Source organism: Streptomyces sp. MspMP-M5 (assembly GCF_000373585.1).
In the GTDB taxonomy this organism is placed as follows: domain Bacteria; phylum Actinomycetota; class Actinomycetes; order Streptomycetales; family Streptomycetaceae; genus Streptomyces.
The window spans coordinates 32,178-51,050 of the sequence record NZ_KB891951.1 but is presented as its reverse complement, the minus strand read 5'-3'; the positions used below and the strand labels follow the sequence as shown (position 1 = coordinate 51,050).

The following is an 18,873-nucleotide window of genomic DNA, read 5'->3' as shown; positions in this document are numbered from 1 at the left end:
CCGGGAATGCGGGTCACCGGGCCCCCGCCTAAGGTGTTCGCATGGCCGAGCGGCCCCCCGACCCCTCCGCGGAGGGTTACGACCCCCGTGCCGACCGGGACACGCCCCGGGTCGAGGAGGCGGCACCCGGGGTGTCCCACCACGAGCCGATCGGACTGCGGGAACGGCTGTCGCTCAACCGCATGGGCACCTTCGACTGGGACCTGGACGCCGGCCGCATGGACCTCGACCCCGGCGCCATGGAGGTCTTCGACCTGCGGCCCGGGGAGTACGACGGCGCGCCGATGTCGCTGATCTCCCGGGTGCCGCCGGAGGAGGGCCTGCGGCTGGACGCGGCGCTCTCCCAGGCCCTGCAGGACGGCAACTCCGCCTACGGCGCGTACTTCCGGGTCCAGTGCCGCGACGGCACCCGGCGCTGGACGCACTCCCAGGGCCGGATCCTGCACGACGCGCGGGGCGTGGCGTACCGGATCATCGGCATCGTCCGGGAGGCCACCAGCGAACTGGCCGACTCGGCGCTGCTGCGCTCCCTCCAGCAGGAGCGGCAGCGGCAGACGGTGATGGTGCAGCAGACCACCGCGGCGCTGGCCCGCGCGCTGTCGGTGCCGGACGTGACGCGGGTGCTGACCGGTGCCGGCGGCGCCCGGCGGTTCGGCGCGGACGCCCTGGTGCTGGGCCTGGTCGAGAACGACCGGTTCGAGGTGATCGCCGCCGCGGGGCTGGACGGCGAGGTGCCCGCCGACCTGACGCACTCGCGCCTGGACGACACCCTCCCGCTGTCCGAGGCGGTGCGCTCCCGCCGGCCCAGCTTCCTGAGCACCCGTGGCGAGCTGATCGCGCGCTTTCCGCGGCTGCGCCCGTACGTCGACGTGCTGCCGACCGGCAGCGCCGCCTTCCTGCCGCTGATCGCGCAGGACACCGTCCTCGGGGCGCTGGGGCTGTTCAACCACGAGCCGGCGGTGCAGTCGCCGGAGGCCCGGAACCTGGCGCTGGCGCTGGCCGGTGTGGTGGCGCAGTCCCTGCAGCGGGCCACCCTCTTCGACCAGGAGCGGGAGTTCGCGACCGGGTTGCAGGCGGCGATGCTGCCGCGCCTGCTGCCGCCCATCGCGGGCGGCGAGGTCACCGTCCGCTACCACCCGGCGAGCGTCGGCCGGGACGTCGGCGGCGACTGGTACGACGTGATCGCGCTGCCGCAGGGCCGCACCGGGCTGGTGGTCGGCGACGTCCAGGGGCACGACACGCACGCCGCGGCGGTGATGGGCCAGCTGCGGATCGCGCTGCGCGCCTACGCGAGCGAGGGCCACGCCCCGGAGACGGTGCTGGTGCGGGCCTCCCGCTTCCTGGCGGAGCTGGAGACCGAGCGGTTCGCGACCTGCACCTACGTCCAGGCCGACCTGGAGTCCGGGGCGCTGCACCTGGCCCGGGCCGGGCACCTGGGCCCGCTGATCTGCAGCGCCGCCCGGCACATCGACTGGCCGGAGATCAGCGGCGGGCTGCCGTTGGGCCTGGCCACCACCTTCGGGCAGGACCACTTCCCGGAGACCCAGCTGTTCCTGGAGCCCGGTTCGACGCTGCTGCTGTGCACCGACGGGCTGGTGGAGCAGCCCGGCCGGGACATCACGGCCGGCATCGACGCGCTCTCGGCCGCGGTCCGCGCCGGGCCGGCGGCGCTGGACGCGCTGGCCGACCGGCTCTCCGACCACCTGTGGGCCGAGCCGGGCTCCGACGACGACATGGCGCTTCTGCTGCTGCACCGCAGCGCAATCCCCGGGGAGGCGGCGACCCCGCGGATGCGGCTGCACGTCCACCAGGCCGACCCGGCGGGCACCGCGGAGGTCCGCTCGGCGCTGCGCCGCACGCTGGACCAGTGGCGGGCGGGCGAGGTCACCCACGACGTGGAGGTGGCCGCCTCGGAGCTGATCGCCAACGCCCTCACCCACACCGAGAGCGGCGCCCTGGTCTCGGTGGAGCTGCTGCCCGGCAGCCCGCGCCGCATCCGGCTGGAGGTCGAGGACCGGTCCAGCCAGTGGCCGCGGCGCCGCCGGCCCGGCGAGACGGCGACCTCCGGGCGGGGGCTGCTGCTGGTGGAAGCGCTGGCGGACCGATGGGGTGCGGAGCCGCGCGGCTCCGGCAAGGCACTGTGGTGCGAGTTCGTACTGCCGGACGTCCCGGCCGGAAACGGAGCCTGAACTCCCTTATCCCGTACGGGAGATGGCCGGTCGCACCCCGCCCAAGCACTGCCTTCGGAACGGGCCCGGCTCACGCGCCGTGCTGATCGGGACGAGCCGCTTCACCAGCCCGGACCTGCCGGGCATCCCGTCGGTGGCGGCCGACCTCCAGGGTCTGTGGGCGGCGCTCACCGCCCCCGCGCGGGGGCTGCCGGGGGGTGGGCTTCTCCGCCGTCCCGATCGAGCTGGTGAAACGGCAGGTGGGCGAGGCCCGGGCGCGGGCCCGGGTGCTGGGCCGACCGTCCCCCTGTGGGCCGCACCCTGATCCGGCCCACGCGGCTCCCCCGCCCACCGGGCCGGCTCACCCCTCCTCCGGCCCGTACCACACCGTCGTCATGTTGCAGAACTCGCGCATGCCGTGGCCGGACAGCTCCCGGCCGTAGCCCGAGCGCTTGGCGCCGCCGAACGGCAGGCCGGGGTGGGAGGCGGTCATGCCGTTGAAGTACACCCCGCCGGCCTGGAGGTCCCGGGCCAGGCGCCGCTGTTCGTCGGCGTCCCGGGTCCAGGCGTTGGAACTCAGGCCGAACGGCGTGTCGTTGGCGAGTGCGATCGCCTCGTCCAGGTCGGCGACGCGGTAGAGCGTGGCGACCGGGCCGAACGCCTCCTCGCGGTGGATCCGCATGCTCGGGGTGACGCCGGTGAGCACGGTCGGCTCGTAGAACCACCCGGCGTGGCGGTCGGGCGGGCGGCGGCCGCCGCACCGCGCCCGGGCGCCCTGGTGGACCGCGTCGTCGACCAGTTCCTCCAGGTCGGAGCGGCCCTGCTCGCTGGAGAGCGGTCCGACGTCGGTGGCCTCGTCCATCGGGTCGCCGACGGTCAGCGCGGCCATGCCCGCGGTGAACCGTTCGGCGAAGGCGTCGTAGACGTCGTTGTGGACGATGAACCGCTTGGCGGCGATGCAGGACTGACCGTTGTTCTGGACGCGGGCGGTCACGGCGACCCGGGCGGCCTTGTCGAGGTCGGCGGAGGGGAGGACGACATAGGGGTCGCTGCCGCCGAGTTCGAGGACGGTCTTCTTTATCTCGTCGCCGGCGATGGCGGCGACCGAGCGGCCGGCGGGTTCGCTGCCGGTGAGGGTGGCGGCGGCGATCCGCGGGTCGCGCAGGACGTCCTCGACGGCGCCGGAGCCGATCAGCAGGGTCAGGAAGCAGCCGTCGGGGTAGCCGGCGCGGCGGAACAGCTCCTCGAGATAGAGCGCGGTCTGCGGGACGTTGGAGGCGTGTTTGAGCAGTCCGGTGTTGCCGGCCATGAGGGCCGGGGCGGCGAACCGCACGACCTGCCAGAGCGGGAAGTTCCACGGCATCACCGCGAGGACGGTGCCGATCGGGCGGTAGCGCACCACCACGCGGACCGCGCCGGAGTCGTGGACGTCGGCGGGGTCGGGCCGTTCGTCGGCGAGCTGCGCCTCGGCGTGGTCGGCGTACCAGCGCATCGCCTTGACGCATTTGGCGGCCTCGGCGCGGGCCTGGGCGAGGGGTTTGCCCATCTCGGTGGTGATGGTGCGGGCGATGCCGTCGTTGTCGGCCTCCAGCAGGTCGGCGGCGCGGTGCAGGAGTTCGGCGCGGCGGGCGAAGGACGTGGTGCGGTGGATCTGGTACGCCTGGTCGGCGCGGACCAGGCGGTCCTCGATCTCGCCCGCGTTGAGCGCGTCGAAGGTCTTGAGGGTCTCGCCGGTGGCCGGGTTGACCGTGGCGATCGCCATGTGCGACACCTCCTTGGCGGAGTGGTCGGGGCGCGGTGGTGCGCCCTACGGGGACGGCGTTCGGCTGAGCGGCCGGGGGGCCGGGGACGGCTCCGGGACCGGGTCGGGGTCGGGTCCGGGCGGGCGTGGCACCGGTGAGGGCTCCGGGGGGATCGGCTCGGGCGGCGCCGGCGGTTCGGGCGGCCCCGGCAGCGGTTCGGGCGGGACGGGGCCCGGTGGCGGCTCCGGGACGGGGCCGGGCGGTGGCTCCGGGCCGGGCCCGGGCGGTGGGCCTCCGGGGTCCGGGGGGATCGGCGGGGGCTGCCGATCGCAGTCGGGTGTGCGGTCACGGCGGACGGACTCTTGCCGCTGCACGACGGGCCTCCGGTTCGAGACGACAGGTGGCTTATCAGCCCCCGTACCCGAGTCTGGCCCGTTCATGGCCCGTGTGCACGGCGGACTCCGGGTCCGGGCCGGCCGGGTTCCGCCACCGTCCGGCCCGGCCGCCCTCACCAGGGCGTCATGGCTTCACGGCCGCGGGTCCCGGGCGTCGTAGCGGGCGAAGGCGCGCCGGCCCAGCCCCAGCCCGGTCACGACCAGAACGCAGGCCAGGCCGCCGCCGACCACCGCGACGGCGGGCGAGGTCAGGTCGGCCGCGGAACCGGCGAGGAAGTCGCCGAGCCGCGGGCCGCCGGCGACCACCACGATGAAGACGCCCTGGAGGCGGCCGCGCATCTCGTCCGGGGTGGCGGCCTGGAGCATGGTGCTGCGGAACACCATCGAGACGGTGTCCGCGCAGCCCGCGGCGGCGAGGAAGAACAGGCCCAGCCACAGGTGCCGGGAGAGGCCGAAGGCGGCGACGGCCGCGCCCCAGGACGCCACCGAGAGCAGGATGGCCAGGCCGTGCCGGCGGATGCCGCCGAGCCAGCCGGAGAACAGCCCGCCCAGCACGGCACCGACCGCGGGGGCGGCGACCAGCAGGCCGACGGTCTTGGCGTCGCCGCCGAACCACAGCGCGGCGATGGCCGGGAACAGCGCGCGGGGCTGGGCCAGCACCATCGCCGCGAGGTCGGAGAAGAACGTCATCCGCAGGTTCGGGCGGGTGGCGAGGAAGCGCAGGCCGTCCAGGACGGAGGCCCGGCGGGCCGGCCCCTCGCCCTGGTCCGGCCGCATCGCGGGCAGCCGCCACATCGCGTAGAGCGAGGCGGTGAAGGCGACGACGTCGATGAGGTAGGCCGCCTGGTAGCCCCACAGGCCGACGATCACGCCGCCCAGCATCGGGCCGCCCATCAGGCCGAGGTTGGTGGTGAGCGACTGGAGGGCGTTGGCGGCCGGGAGCTGCTCGGTGGGCAGCAGCCGGGGGATCATCGACGAGCGGGCCGGGGAGTTCATGGCGAAGCAGACGGCTTGAAGCGCGACGACGGTGTAGAGCAGCCAGACGTGGTGGTAGCCGGCCAGGGCCGCGGCGGCGAGTGTGACGGACAGCGCGGTGGCGCCGGCGGCGCTGGCCAGGCCCAGTTTGCGGCGGTCGACGGTGTCGGCGACGGCGCCGCCGTAGAGCCCGAAGACAACCAGCGGGACCAGGGAGCACAGGCCCACCAGGCCGACGGCAAAGGTGGAGCGGGTGAGGGCGTAGACCTGGAGGGAGACCGCGAGGGCGGTCATCTGCTGGCCCATCCAGGAGACGGTGTTGCCGCACCACAGGCGGCGGTAGTCGGGCGAGGTGCGCAGCGGGGTCAGGTCGGCGAATATCCGTCCGCGCAGCGGTATTCGGGGCTTCTCGCCCTTTCCGGCCTGGTCGCCGGCCGGGGCGTCGGAGGTCGTTGTACTGGGCACGCGGCAGTAAACCACGCCGCCCGGCCGCGATGGAATAGGCGCATGGCGCGAGCGCCCCTTACCGACCGCCCTCCCCGCCGTCGCCGTCCAGTCCGTACACCCGCCGTGCGTTGTCCGCCGCCAGCATCGCCGCGACCCGCCGGGCGTCCGCCTCCGACCACGCCCCGGACGCCGTCCACCCGCCCAGCACCTCCCCCAGCGCCGCCCGGAACAGCGCGCTGCCCACCACGTACAGCTCCGGCAGCCCGTAGGCGTCGGTGGAGAACAGCAGCTTGCCGAACGGCGCCAGCTCCAGGAACTCGGCGAGCACCGCGGGCGCCCGCGGGCCGACGTGCGTGAGCGTCAGCCCGACGTCGGCGTAGACGTGCGGGAAGACCCCGGCGAGGTAGGCGGCCTGCCGGTGGTACGGGTAGCAGTGCAGCAGCACCAGGTCGGTGCCGGTGTCCGCGGTGGCCCGGACGAGGTCGGTGAGCAGCGCCGGATCGGCGTGGTCCAGCCGCAGGTCGGGGTCGCCGAAGCCGGTGTGGAGTTGGAGCGGGCGGCCGGTGGCGACGGCCCGCCAGATGAGGTGGCGCAGCAGGACGGGGTCGGCGAGGCGGGGCGCGCCCGCGGCGAGCCAGTCGCGGGCGGCGGCGCGCACCGCGTCCGGGCCGGGCTGCCGGGGGTCCAGTGCGAGGCCGTGGCGGTAGGCGGCCACCGACTTGAAGGCGGGCGCGGTGTGCGCCGCCGCGCGCACGGCGCGGTCCAGGGCGTCGGTGAACTCCTCGGCGGCGTCCGCGGTGACGGCCCCGCCGCCGCGCCCGCGGTGTCCGGCCGCGGTCCGCTCGGCCAGGGCCTCCAGCCGCACCACCTCGTGTCCGGTGCCGCCGCCCGCGCCGGCCGTCTCCGCCGGCCCGGTCAGGTCGCCGGGCAGGCCGGTGTCGACGAGGTAGGCGCCGATCCCGGTGGCGGAGAGCAGCCGCCGCCGGGTCTCGTCCGGGCCCAGTTCGCGGCGGCGGGCCAGATAGTGCTCGGGCGGGCAGTGCGCGGGCAGGTCGAGCAGCGGCGGGCACCAGCGGCGGACCGCGAAGCCGGTCTGCGTGTCGAGGAACGTGGTGCCCGCCGCGGGCGGCCGGTCCGACTCGGTGAGGAAGGCGGCGAACGTCCCCGGGTCCGGTTCGTGGCGGAGCACCCCGTGGCAGTGGTGGTCCACCAGGGGCGGGAGTCCGTGCAGCACGTCGGGGGCGCCGGGCCCCGGGGCGTCCGCGGCCATCACCAGCACCAGCGGGTGGCGGCGGCGATCTCCGCCGGCTCGTACGCGGCGAAGTGGGCCTCCTCGGCCCGCCGGACCGCGAGCACCGCGCCGTGCAGCACCTCGCCGAGCGCCTCGCGCAGCGGGGCCGACTTCTCGAACCGGTCGGCGGCCTCGGTGAGGGTGGCGGGCAGCCGGACGATGCCGCGCCGGGCGCGCTCGCGGACGCCGAGGACACCGGGGTCGCCGGTCTGCGGGGCGGGCAGGCGGGCCGCGGTGTCGATGCCGTGCAGCCCGGCGGCGATCACCGTGCCGACCGCGAGATAGGGGTTGGCGGCGGCGTCGAAGGGCTTGACCTCGGCGTGCCCGCCGTCGGGCTCGTCGGGGGCGCCGACCACCAGCCGGAGCGCGGCCTCGCGGTTCTCCACGCCCCAGCACTGGTAGACCCCGGCCCAGTGGGAGGGCAGCAGCCGCAGGTAACTGGCGGGCGAGGGGCAGCCGATGGCGAGCAGGGCGGGCAGGGCGTCCAGCACGCCGGCGAGGAACGCCCTGGCGTCCGGCGCCAGGGACCAGTCGGCGCCGGCGGCCCGGTGCAGGCTCGTCCCGTCGCGGTAGAGGCCGAGGTGCAGATGGCAGCCGTTGCCGACCTCGCCGGCGACGACGGACGGGGCGAAGGAGGCGCGCAGCCCGTGCCGGGCGGAGACCGCGCGGATCGTCTCGCGGACCAGGACGACGTCGTCGGCGGCGCGCACCGGGTCGGCGGGCGCGGTGCTGACCTCGAACTGGCCGGGCGCGTACTCGGGATGGAGCTGGAGCACCTCGACGCCCTGGACGGTGAGGGCCTCGGTGACGTCGCGGAGGTAGTCGGAGAGTGCCACGACCCGGGCCATGCCGTAGGCGGGGGCGGTGGTGGGGTAGTCCAGCTCCCCGGCGTCGGCGGGGCCCTGCGGGACGCGGGCGACCACCCACTCCGTCTCGAAGCCCATCCGCAGCTCCAGGCCCGCGGCCGCCGCCCGGTCGGCCATCCGGCGGGCGAACAGCCGCTGGCAGGCCGGGTGCGGCCGGCCCAGCTGGTCGTAGCGGTCGGCCGGCGCCCAGGCCCAACCCGGCTGCGCGGCAAGGGCGGTGAGCCGGTCCAGGTCGGGGAAGAGCCGCAGATCGCCGTCGGGCCCGCCGAGGTGGTCGGAGGCGGTGATGCCGTCGGCGGAGGTGAAGACGTCGAACACCGGCGACATGCCGACGCCCCGTGCCGCGGCGTCCGCCAGCCGCTGCGTCGGCACCGCCTTGACGCGGCTGATGCCCGCGTTGTCCACCCAGGTCAGCGCGACATTGCCGACCCCCTCCGCGTCAAGTCGCGCCGCCGACTGGCGGGCGCTCTCGCGCTGTTCCGCCCGCGATCCCATAGTGCAGTCCTCACGTGGCCGTGCCGATCCCTCGGCGCCCGTACCCGCTGCGCCGGTCGGGCCAGGGCCTTCCCGGTCAGGGGCAGTTGAACTCGCACCATACGCACTTTCCGCCGCCGCGCGGTTCCACCCCCCACACATCAGCAAGCCGGTCGACGAGCAGCAGGCCCCGGCCGGAGACGCCGGCCTCGCCTGGTTCGCGGCGGCGCGGCAGGCTGCTGGAGCCGTCCTCGACCTCCACCCGCAGCCGCCGTTCGGCGCCGTGCGGCATCCGGACGGTGACCACCGCCTCGCCGTCGGTGTGCAGCAGGGCGTTGGTGATCAACTCGTCGGCGACCAGCTCGATCTCCTCGGTGCGCTCGCCGGAGCCCCAGGCGCGGACCGCGGCGCGGATCATGTGCCGGGCGGTGGCGAGCCCCGCGGGATCGGCCGGGGCGACGTGCTGCCGGAAGCGGCCGACCGTGTCGTGCTCGGGCGGACCGAGCCGGCGCAGCAGGAGCAGCGCCATGTCGTCCTCGCCCGGCCGGCCGTCCGCCGACTCGCAGAGCCGGTCGGCCAGTTGCTGGACGTCCTGCGGGCCGTCCCGGACCTCCCGGGCCAGCTGCCGCAGTCCGGCGTCCAGATCGCCCCCCGGTTCCTCCACCAGGCCGTCCGTACACAGCACCAGGGTGTCGCCGGGGGCCAGGTGGACGGTGGTGACGGGGTAGTCCAGCAGCCGGAACTCGGAGGAGAGGCCGAGCGGCAGCCCGCCGGCCACCGGGAGCCGGCGGCAGATGCCCTCGGCGTGCCGCACCATGGGGTCGAGATGGCCGGCCCGGACGAAACGGGCGGCGCCGGTGCTCAGGTCGGCGTCGACGTAGGTGCAGGTGGCGAAGCGGTCGCTGTCCAGTTCGTTGAGGAACGCCGAGGCCCGGGCCATCACGGTGGCCGGTGCGTGCCCCTCCGCGGCGTAGGCGCGCAGCACGATCCGCAGCTGCCCCATGAGGGCGGCGGCCTGGGTGTCGTGGCCCTGGACATCGCCGATGACCGCGGCGACCCGGCCGTCCGGCAGCGGGATCACGTCGTACCAGTCGCCGCCGATGTGCCGGCCCATCCGGGCCGAGCGGTAGCGGACCGCGATCTGCGCCTCGGGGAAGCCAGGGATGCGGCGCGGCAGCATCGCCTGCTGGAGGCCGGCGGCGATCTCGTGCTCCTGGTCGTAGAGCATCGCCCGGGCCAGGCTCTGCGCGATGCTGCTGCCCAGCGCGACCAGCACATTGCGCTCCTGGTCCCGGAAGTCGCTCTCGCGCTCGAAGAACAGCCCGATCACGCCGATCGGGCGGCCCTGGGCGATCAGCGGCAGATACGCGCCGGAGCTGACGTTGAGCGGCTCGACGGCCGGCCACAGCCGCGGGTAGTGGGTGCGGAACTCCTCACGGCTGTGCACGAACCGCGGGGTGAGGGTCCGCACCACCTCGCTCATCGGGAACTCGTCGCCGACCCTGGTGTACTCCAGGTCCGGGACGAAGCTGCCCGCCCGGCCCTCGGAGACCAGCCGGATCCGGCCGGCCTCGACCAGGCCCAGGATGATGTTCTCGGCGCCCAGCCGGCTCAGCCCCTGCTCGTCGGCGAGGACGCCGATCACCTCGCCGACCGTGCGGGCGTGCGCCAGGGCGGCGGTGGTGCGCTCGACGATGCTGGTGTGCCGGCGGCGCTCCTCGGTGACCGCGAGCCGCTCGGCGGCCTGGGCGTACTCGTCGGTGGCGTCCCGGACCACGCCGATGATGCGGCGGGGCCGGCCGGTGGGGTCGCGGCGGATGCTGCCCTGGGCGTGCGTCCAGCGCAGCGCGCCGTCCCGGAGCCGGACCCGGAAGTAGGCGCCGTAGGAATGGCTGCCGTCCTTGAGGGCGCGGGCCACCAGGGCGTCGAGCCGGGCCGCCTCGTAGCCGGGCACCCGGCAGCCGAGGCTCTCCGGCCGGTCGTCGTACTCGGACGGCCGGAGGTCGAAAACCTCCAGCGCGGGCGGATCCAGATGCATCAGCCCGCTGTCGAGGTCCCAGTCGAAGCCGCCCATGCCGTTGAGCGCCAGGGTCAGGTCCGGGTGGGCGGGCCAGTCGTCCGGCACCGACACGGTGGGCCGCTGCGCTCCCCGGTCAGCCATGCCGTCACTTTGCCACATTCATCCTTGTTGCGGCTCGTCCAGAGATTTCCAGAGATTTCCAGAGATTTCAGGATGCAGCCGTGCGCCGCTTCCGCCACGCCGTCCGCCGCCCCGCCCACCACCCCACCTGTCACCCCACCCGCTCCCCACCCGCCACGCCACTGACTCCCGCATCAGCATTACCTCAACATCACCCTCCGCACCGCCACAGAGCTGCTTATTTCTCCGACAACCCCTACCCGAACCATTGCGATGTTCTCGCCCTGTCAGCGTCCCCGGCCATGGAGGAAGACCCCGGGGGCCGGATCGCCGACGACGCCGGAGACGTCACCGAGCGCGTCCGGCAGGTGATCACGCGGCTCGGCTGCAGCCATCGGGAGTTCGCCCGCCGGATCGTGATGGACCCCTCGAAGCTGTCCCGGTCACTGGGCGGCACCCGGCGCTCCGCGCTCGCCGAGATCGTCCGGATCGCCGACATCGGCGGGGTGGACACCGGCTGGCTGCTCGGCGCCCCGGAACGCCCCGCGGCACCGCCCGAGCACGGCCCGGCCACCGTCCCCGAAGGCGGCCGCCCCCTCCCCCGCCCCTCCCCCTCTTTCGTCAGGTCGTCCAGGAGGACTGGATCGACTACGACGGCCACCTCAGCGAGACGTACTACGTCCTGGTCTTCGGCTTCGCGACCGACGCCCTGATGGACGCGTCCGGCCTCGACGCCGACTACCGCGCACGCACCGGCTGCTCGCTCTACACCGTCAAGGCTCACGTCCGCTGTCTCGACCAGGTCCCCCGAGGCAGCCAACTGGCCGTCCACACCACGGTGTTGGGCGTGGCCGCCAAGAAACTCCGCGTCCTCCACGAGATGTACCGCTGCGATCCCGCCGGCAACCCCAGCGGCGATCCCGTGGCGACCGAGGAACTCTTCACCCTCCGCGTCGACCGGCGTCAGGGAAGCGCCGCCCCGTTCCCCGACACCACCCGCGACCGCCTCACCGCCCTCACCACACCGGCCCCGCACTGGGCCGGCCACGGCATTCGCCCCGTCGGCAGCCGACCCGGCCGCGCACGACACTGACGCCGCGCGCACCGAAACCGGCGTGCCTCCCGGACCCGGACATGTTCTGATCAGCAACCATGCGTCATGAGCACACTCCTCTCCCCGATGCAGGCGAGCTGTCGGCCAGGATGGAACGGAACCTGGCCGAGCACGCCTGCCATCTGCACCGGAACCTGGCAGACGCGACCGTCACGGAGGCCGGCGACCTCCTCGTCGCCGACAGCGGTCTTGCCGACGACACCTTCAACATCGTCGCCGCGGCCCGCTTCACCCCCGCCACCGCCGGGGCACGGATCTCCGCGACCGTGCGGGCGGTGGCCGGGAGCGGCCGCCCCTTCTCCTGGTGGGTCGGCCCCGCCTCGACACCGCCGGACCTGACCGCCCGGCTGGCCGACGCCGGCCTTCCCCCGTCCGCACACGAGACGGCCATGTGGGCCGAACTCGACGGCACCCTCCCTTCCCCGTCTCCCGACCTCCTGGACATCCGGCAGGTGACCACCCCCGAACAGCTCTCGCACTACGCCACGGTCCTCGGCGCGAACTGGAACCCGCCCGCCGACACCGTCCGCCGTTTCTACGACCGGGCCGCCCGTCAGGCACTCGCACCCGGCAGTCCGGCCCGCTATCTCGTCGGCTACGCCGCCGGCCACCCGGTCGCCTCGGCCGAGGTCTTCCACCACGCCGGCGTCGCCGGGATCTACAACATCTGCACCCTGACCGCACACCGCCGGCACGGCTATGGCACCGCCCTCACCCTGGCCGCACTGCACACGGCCCGCGCCGAGGGCACCCGCATCGCCGTCCTCCAGGCGTCCGCGGACGGCGAACCCCTCTACCGCCGGCTGGGCTTCCGCTCCTGCGGCCACTTCACCGAACATGCCCTCACCCCACTTGAGAACGTGTCGTAGGTCATGTCTCACACTCTGCGGATCGCGGGATGCGACCGCGTCAGGGATCTCCCTGAACCCGTCCCGGATGCGACCCTGAGGATGTACCGACCGACTCGCGAACGGAGATCAGGGTTGTGTCCACGCAAGGCCATCGCATTGAGATCAAGCCAGGCACCGAGCACGTCCGGGTCGTGGTGAACGGGCAGGTGCTCGCGGAGAGCCGGCGCCCGCTGCTGCTCTTCGAGACCGGTTGCCCGGTGCGCTACTACCTGCCTCCGGAGGATGTCCGCACGGATCTGCTGACGCCCTCCGCGACCCATACGGTGTGCCCCTTCAAGGGCACCGCCTCCTACTGGTCACTCGAACAGGGCCCCGAGGACCTGGTCTGGGCCTACCCCGAGCCGCACGACGGCGTCGCGGAGATCAAGGACCATTTCTGCTTCTACGAGGTGCAGTTGGCCTAGATGAGCGAGTCCGCGCGGGGCGGTGTGCGGCCTGCCGGAGCCCCGCTGTGACGGCGGCACCGTTCCACGGCGCACAATCGAAGGGTGAATGCCCCGGAGGACCCCCGACAGCCCACCCGGAACGAGGAGGGCGGCGCCCCCGCGCCGCGCCCCCGTGACCGCGACGCGCGGGGGCGGGCCCGTAACGCCCGCCCCCGCGACGGGCTGGGCCGCCCGCTGCCCTACGGTTCCCCGGGGGTCGCCCGGCAGCCCGAGGGTGTGTCCCGTACACCGGACGAGACGCTGGCGGAGGCGCAGCGGCTGCTGGACGACGGGAAGCCCTTCCATGCCCATGAGGTGCTGGAGGACGCCTGGAAGGCCGCCCCCGAGGCCGAACGTGCGCTCTGGCGGGGGTTGGCGCAGCTCGCCGTGGGGCTCACCCATGCGGCGCGCGGCAATGCCGCGGGGGGCGCCGCGCTGCTGGAGCGGGGTGCCGCGGCCATCGCCCCGTATGCCGCTGCCGGGCCGTACGGCGTGGACATCGGCGGGCTGACGGCCTGGGCGCGTGAGCTGACCGGGCGCCTGGCAGGGGACGCCCCGGAGAGCGGTCCGGCAGCCGGTCCGGTCTCGGCCGCCGGCTCGGCTCCCCGGCTGCGCGAGCCCGCCTGAGGTCCCCTCCCCCGGGCCCCCGTGGACCACGGCTCCCAGCGCCCCTCAAAGCCCTCCCCTAAAAGTCCTCTTCTTCCTCCTCCTCGTCATCGCGCCCGCTCCGGCCGACCGGTTCGGAGTGCGCCACGTGGTCGAAGCCCCAGTCCAGTAGCGCCCCGGCCTCCTTGTAGACGCCGTTGGCCTCGCCCGACTGGGGGTTGAGCACGGTGGCGATCAGCGTGTGGCCGTTGCGCCGGGCGGCGGCGATCAGGGTGTTGCCGGCCTTGCTGGTGTAGCCGTTCTTGACGCCGATGATGCCGGGGTAGCGGGGCATTCCGTGCGAGCCCACCAGTATCCGGTTGGTGTTCTCCAGTTGGGCGGTGCCGCCGCCGGCGGCCGGGAAGCCGGCGCGGGTGGTGGAGCAGTAGCGGGCGAACTCCTCGTTGGCGAGGCCGGCGCGGGCGAAAACCGTCAGGTCGAAGGCGGAGGACACCTGGCCGGGGGCGTCGTAGCCGTCCGGGGACTTGACCGTGGTGTCGCGTGCGCCGAGCCGGTGGGCGGTCTGCTGCATCTCCCGGGCGGTGGTCGACCAGCCGCCGTTCATGGCGGCGAGGACGTGCACCGCGTCGTTGCCGGAGCGAAGGAAGACGCCGTTCCAGAGGTCGGCGACGGTGTAGCGCCCTCCCTGGCGGATGCCGACGACGCTGCTGCCGGAGCCGAGGCCGGAGAGGTCGGCGGCGGTGACCTGGCGCACCCGTTTGGCGGAGAACTTGGGCAGTACGGTGACCGCGAAGAGGGTCTTGAGGGTGCTGGCCGGGGGGAGTTTGCGGTGCGGGTTCTTGGAGGCCAGCACCTTGCCGCTGTTGACGTCGGCGACCAGCCAGGCCAGGGCGGTGAGGTCGCGGCGCAGGTGCCGGGAGTGGGCGGCGGGCTGACGGGCCGTCGTCGCGGCGGAGCGGGCGGCGGCCGGTATGGGGGTCAGGGACACACCGGCGGCGGCGATCATTGCCAGCGCACCGGCCTTCTTGGACACAAGCGCGTCAAATGCCATGGGATCACGCTAAGAAGGGCCGGCGGTGGGCGCAGCGCGGGTGCGCCAGACGGGCCAAGGGGTGGTCGCCCGGCCGGCGGGTCGCGGGGGCTGCGCAGACGCAAAGAAGGACCCGCCCGGTGCGACGGGGGATGCACACCGGGCGGGTCACAGGACTTTTCTACCGCATGTCTGAACGGTTACGCATCAAAAACTTGTGCGTTCTCGGATTACCAGGCCACGGGCAGCGAAATCAGGCCACGTGCCCGGATGGTGCGGCGATGCCGTACTTCGTCCCGCGGCACATCGAGGCGCAGCCCGGGGAAACGGCTGATGAGGGCACCGATGGCGATCTCCGCCTCCATCCGGGCCAGCGGTGCGCCCAGGCAGTAGTGGATGCCGTGTCCCAGGGCGAGGTGGCCGGACAGGTCGCGGGCCGGGTCCAGCCGGTCCGGGGCGGGGAACCGGTGGGGGTCGCGGTTGGCCGACGCGAGCGAGAGCAGCACGCTCTCTCCGGCGGGGATCCGGACGCCGCCGATCTCCATGTCCTCAACGGGGAAGCGGCGGATGGCGAGGGCGGCCGGTCCGTCGTAGCGGAGGAACTCCTCGACGGCGGGGGTGACTTCGGCTGGATTTCGGCGCAACGCGGTGAGTTGTTCGGGGTGGTCGAGGAGGGCGAGGACGGCGTTGCCGATGAGCTGGACGGTGTTCTCGTAGCCGGCGAAGAGGATCAGGAAGGCCAGGGAGGTCAGTTCGTCCTCGCCGAGCCGGTCGGCGTCCGTGGTGCCCGCGGCGTCGTCGCGGACCGCGATCAGGTCGGAGAGCAGATCGTCGCCGGGCTCGGCGCGCTTGGCGGCGATCAGCGCGGTGTAGAACTCCAGCATCGCGCCGATCGCCTCCTTCATCGCCTGCGGACGGCCGGGGTCGGGAGTGATGAGCGCGTCCGACCAGGCCAGGAAGTTGCGGCGGTCCTCGGCGGGGATGCCGAGCAGATCACAGATGACGGTGATGGGCAGTGGTCCGGCGTAGTCCGCGACGAGTTCCGCGCGGCCCTTCGCGGCCATGGCGTCCAGCAGTTCGTCGGCGATGCGCTGTACGGGTCCGCGGAGTGCCTCGACCCGGCCCGGGGTGAACGCCTTGACGACCAGGCGGCGGATCCGGGTGTGGTCCGGGGGGTCCATGTTGAGCAGGTTGGCGTCGAGGGCGGGCGGCAGCGAGAAGCCGCGGTAGTTGCCGGGCGTCGCGTGGCGTTTGTCGAGCGAGAGCCGGGGGTCGGCCAGGGCGCTGCGGACGTCGTCGTAGCGGGTGACCAGCCAGGCGGGCTGCCCGTCGGTGCCGGTGATGCGGTGCACCGGGCCGGCTTCGCGGAGCGCGGCGAGGGCGGTGTACGGATCGTCCAGGAGAGGGGTGGTGTCGATGGGGGCGTCGGGGCCGGTCTCGGCGGTGTTCTGCATGGCGTCCGAGCCTAGATGAGTGAGTCCGAAGTCCCGCCTGCCCCGCGGTGTCTGGCACGGCACTCCCCCAGCTAACGCTGGGAGGTGCCCCCACGCGGCGTTGCCGAACCATCCCGATAGCTCCGCTATCAAGACGCTCCGGCGCCTTGCGATGCTCCCCCATGCCCTGAACGGGCATGGGAGGTACCCCCACCACCAGACACCGCGAGGCCCGCCCCTTCGGGCGGACGACGGGACTTCGGACTCACTCATCTAGATCAACGGGTGGGGGCGCCGGGCGGCACCGGCCATGTCGGCCGGTGCCGCCGTGCGCGGAGCGGGAGGCCCGGACCCCCGTACCGGGCCACCCCGTCTTCGGGGTCGCGGTCAGCGGCGCAAGGTGGCGCTGCGCTGCCGCAACTCGGTGAGCACGGTCTCGATCAACGGGGAGCGGTAGACGTCCGCGACCAGGGCCAAGTGCTCGTATTCGGCGGAGAGTTCGGCGGCATCCCGGCCGTCGGCGACCACCACGCTGTCGGCGCCGTGCGCCGGGACGTGGCCGACCGCGCGGTTCTCCAGGCCGCGGCGGAGGGCGGCCGCCTCGGCGACCGCGGCCAGTTGCCGGTCGTCCAGGGAGACCGCGCGGGCGCGTTCCCGGACGATGTCGATGGCGTCGGACTCGACGTGGTGGCGGATGCCGCGCTGGACGTCGCGGATCTCGGCCATCTGACGGTTGGCGCGCCATTCCAGATCGGCGAAGGGCCAGTGGCCGGACCACCGGGAGCCGTCCATGGTGACCTCGGGGGTCTGCGCGGTGACGGTCCGCCACAGCGGCGTCAGGCGGCGCAGCCGGCGCCAGGCGGCGACGCGGGGGCCGGCCGCGGGCAGGCTGAAGCCGGTGAGGACGAGGATCGCGGCGACCGAGGCGCTGAGCGGCGCGACGCCGTTGGAGAGCCAGAGCGCCGGGTGCCCGGCCCACGACAGGGCGAACCCGACGACCTTGCAGGCGCAGTAGACCAGGCCGAGCCAGCAGCCGGCGGCCAGCACCCGCAGGCCGCGGGCCAGCCAGGTGCCGCCGAGCCGGGCGGCGTAGCGCGGGCAGAGCGTGCCCAGGCCCGCCAGGCTCGCCCCGAAGATGGCCAGATACAGCACCAGGAAGACCATCACGCCCGGGGCGTCGGTGTAGGCGGTGGAGAAGTCGCGGGGGTGTTCCACGGCGTCCGGGCGGCCGACGGCGAAGCCGGTGACGGCCACCGCCCACAGGAGCGCCACCGCGCCGACCGTCACGCGGGCCCTGGTGCGGGCCCGGGTCCGGGCCGCGTCGCCCTCGCCGGCCGTCCAGCGGAGCAGGAGTACCAGCGCCCCGGCGGCGAACACCACGACCGAGGAGTAGAGGAAGACCATGGCGAGGTTGGCCACGCCGGCCAGCCGGTCGAATCCGCGGTAGAGGCTGGGCGCGGAGAAGAGGAAGACGGTGGCCACGCCGCCGGCCATCACGCAGGCGAGGCCCAGGTCGGTGTTGGAGCGGTCCCGGAACCAGGCGACGGCCTTGTAGGCGACGAGTGCCCAGGCGGCGGCCCCGAAGCAGAGGTAGACGACGTCAAACACCGGCTTCCCCCTTCGCTGCGCCGGCGCCCTGCTGGCGCCGGATGTGCTGGAGGGCGGGGCCCAGGGCCGCCGCGACCTCGGCGGCGGCCCCCTCCAGCGGGAGTTCCCGCTCCGCCGCGGAGGGCACCACGTGCTCCATCAGGAGCGTGCCGAGCACCTCGGTCTCCCGCTCGGCGAGGTTGTCGTAGCCGTGGTGCCGGGCGAAGCCCATGGTCAGACCCATCCGCCGCATGGCGGTGGCGACGTCGACGGACGGGGTCCACATGCGCAGCGCGTCCTCGGTGACGGCGGGGTCCTGGTCGTGGCCGAGGAGGAGGTGGCCGAGTTCGTGCAGCACGATGTGGGCCTGGTGCCAGGGGGAGGTTCTGAGTTCGTAGAAGACCCAGTAGCCGTCCTCGGTGGTGGCGGTCATGCCGGAGACCACGCCGCCCAGGCTCATCGGCACCAGGTGGACGGGCCGTCCCACCCGGGCCGCGACGATGTCGCAGATCCCCCGCAGATCGGTCGAGGCGGGCAGCCGCAGCTCCTTGATGAGCTGCTTGCACCGCCTGCGCATCTGCCCCACTCGCATGCTCGTCCCGTCCTCGTGTCCGGCCCGCCGCCAGGTAGTGAAGATCCGGTCGCGCTCAGCGGTCCGTATCGGGCCGTGCGCCACGCCGATCACCACCCTGCTCCGGCGGGCCGTCCGGCAGGTTCATCTGCCGGCGGAACTGGGAGATGATCGTCGTCAGGCTGTCCTGGACTTCCGGGGGCAGCCCGACCGAGCGCAGTGCGATGGCGCGCACCCGCTGGTCCCGCATGGCGGCGAGGAACTTGACCTCCTCCTCCACCCGCGCGGCCTGCGGCTGCGAGAGGTCCCCCAGCAGATACCCGACGGGGACCGCGAAGAACTTCGCCAGCGCGCGCAGGAGTTCGGGGCCGGGGTTCGTGCGCCGTCCGTTGCGCAGCATCGACAGGTACTGCTCGGTCACCTTGACCCCGCCGTACTCCGCCGTCCCCTGGCTGATCTCCTCGGCCACATGGGCGTTGGTGTACGGCGCGCCCGGCGGGTGCATGTGCGCGAAGAGGTGGTTGAGCCGTTCCGCGAGCACGCTGCCCTCCCCCTTGGCCCGGCTGTCGCCCCCCACTGTCATCCCCCGTTCCCCGAGTTGCCCCAACGAGCAGTTAAGGCCATCGCGACCACACCCCCATCCTGTCACGGCACGAACACCCCGCACCAGTCCACATACGGACAGTGAGGAGCACCGA

General features: G+C 73.9%; 15 protein-coding genes and 1 pseudogene. 6 read left to right on the top strand and 10 right to left on the bottom strand.

Annotated features, from left to right (window positions below):
* Window positions 1-41: 41 nt before the first annotated feature.
* On the top strand, window positions 42-2,189 hold the full coding sequence (locus B073_RS0135990) for a SpoIIE family protein phosphatase (protein ID WP_018542906.1): 2,148 nt from the start codon (window positions 42-44) through the stop codon (window positions 2,187-2,189).
* Between the two features lie 340 nt (window positions 2,190-2,529).
* On the opposite strand, the gene B073_RS0135985 is transcribed toward B073_RS0135990, so the two are convergent.
* From B073_RS0135985 to B073_RS0135965, 5 genes are all read right to left on the bottom strand, one after another.
* Window positions 2,530-3,930, bottom strand: coding sequence for an NADP-dependent succinic semialdehyde dehydrogenase (locus B073_RS0135985; protein WP_018542905.1), 1,401 nt, complete (start codon window positions 3,928-3,930; stop codon window positions 2,530-2,532).
* Between the two features lie 507 nt (window positions 3,931-4,437).
* A complete protein-coding gene (locus B073_RS0135980; RefSeq protein WP_086023878.1) occupies window positions 4,438-5,679 on the bottom strand; it encodes an MFS transporter in 1,242 nt (413 codons plus the stop codon).
* Window positions 5,680-5,803: 124 nt separating this feature from the next.
* Window positions 5,804-6,997: an amidohydrolase family protein gene (locus tag B073_RS0135975; protein WP_051094393.1), complete on the bottom strand. Its 1,194-nt coding sequence runs from the start codon at window positions 6,995-6,997 to the stop codon at window positions 5,804-5,806.
* The gene (locus tag B073_RS0135970; RefSeq protein ID WP_018542902.1) at window positions 6,997-8,379 is read right to left on the bottom strand and encodes a glutamine synthetase family protein; all 1,383 of its coding nucleotides are present in this window, start codon (window positions 8,377-8,379) and stop codon (window positions 6,997-6,999) included. The genes B073_RS0135975 and B073_RS0135970 overlap by 1 nt, the downstream gene beginning before the upstream one ends.
* A gap of 76 nt (window positions 8,380-8,455) precedes the next feature.
* On the bottom strand, window positions 8,456-10,519 hold the full coding sequence (locus B073_RS0135965; RefSeq protein ID WP_018542901.1) for a SpoIIE family protein phosphatase: 2,064 nt from the start codon (window positions 10,517-10,519) through the stop codon (window positions 8,456-8,458).
* Between the two features lie 281 nt (window positions 10,520-10,800).
* On the opposite strand from B073_RS0135965, the pseudogene B073_RS44970 reads away from it, so the two are divergent.
* The 5 genes and pseudogenes from B073_RS44970 to B073_RS0135945 form a co-directional block, all read left to right on the top strand.
* Window positions 10,801-11,097, top strand: a pseudogene (locus B073_RS44970) (helix-turn-helix domain-containing protein); the annotation flags it as partial.
* A 44-nt stretch (window positions 11,098-11,141) separates the two neighbouring features.
* Window positions 11,142-11,591: a thioesterase family protein gene (locus B073_RS42340; protein WP_051094392.1), complete on the top strand. Its 450-nt coding sequence runs from the start codon at window positions 11,142-11,144 to the stop codon at window positions 11,589-11,591.
* Window positions 11,592-11,701: 110 nt separating this feature from the next.
* Entirely contained in the window at window positions 11,702-12,481 is a 780-nt protein-coding gene (locus B073_RS0135955; protein ID WP_018542898.1) for a GNAT family N-acetyltransferase, read from the top strand.
* A 116-nt stretch (window positions 12,482-12,597) separates the two neighbouring features.
* Window positions 12,598-12,927 carry a DUF427 domain-containing protein gene (locus tag B073_RS0135950; protein ID WP_018542897.1) on the top strand — a complete coding sequence of 110 codons (330 nt, stop codon included), beginning with the start codon at window positions 12,598-12,600 and terminating at the stop codon, window positions 12,925-12,927.
* Window positions 12,928-13,011: 84 nt separating this feature from the next.
* A complete protein-coding gene (locus B073_RS0135945) occupies window positions 13,012-13,575 on the top strand; it encodes a DUF309 domain-containing protein (RefSeq protein ID WP_018542896.1) in 564 nt (187 codons plus the stop codon).
* Between the two features lie 58 nt (window positions 13,576-13,633).
* Here B073_RS0135945 and B073_RS42335 read toward each other — a convergent pair whose 3' ends face one another.
* The 5 genes from B073_RS42335 to B073_RS0135920 form a co-directional block, all read right to left on the bottom strand.
* Entirely contained in the window at window positions 13,634-14,605 is a 972-nt protein-coding gene (locus B073_RS42335; protein WP_202487962.1) for a D-alanyl-D-alanine carboxypeptidase family protein, read from the bottom strand.
* Window positions 14,606-14,814: 209 nt separating this feature from the next.
* Window positions 14,815-16,038, bottom strand: a complete 1,224-nt coding sequence (locus B073_RS0135935; protein ID WP_018542894.1) for a cytochrome P450 family protein — start codon at window positions 16,036-16,038, stop codon at window positions 14,815-14,817.
* Window positions 16,039-16,404: 366 nt separating this feature from the next.
* The gene (locus B073_RS0135930) at window positions 16,405-17,625 is read right to left on the bottom strand and encodes an MAB_1171c family putative transporter (protein WP_018542893.1); all 1,221 of its coding nucleotides are present in this window, start codon (window positions 17,623-17,625) and stop codon (window positions 16,405-16,407) included.
* The gene (locus B073_RS0135925) at window positions 17,618-18,190 is read right to left on the bottom strand and encodes a hypothetical protein (RefSeq protein ID WP_106732070.1); all 573 of its coding nucleotides are present in this window, start codon (window positions 18,188-18,190) and stop codon (window positions 17,618-17,620) included. The genes B073_RS0135930 and B073_RS0135925 overlap by 8 nt, the downstream gene beginning before the upstream one ends.
* Before the next feature lie 61 nt (window positions 18,191-18,251).
* Complete coding sequence (locus B073_RS0135920) at window positions 18,252-18,758, bottom strand: helix-turn-helix domain-containing protein (RefSeq protein ID WP_018542891.1); 507 nt, start codon at window positions 18,756-18,758, stop codon at window positions 18,252-18,254.
* Window positions 18,759-18,873: the final 115 nt, after the last annotated feature.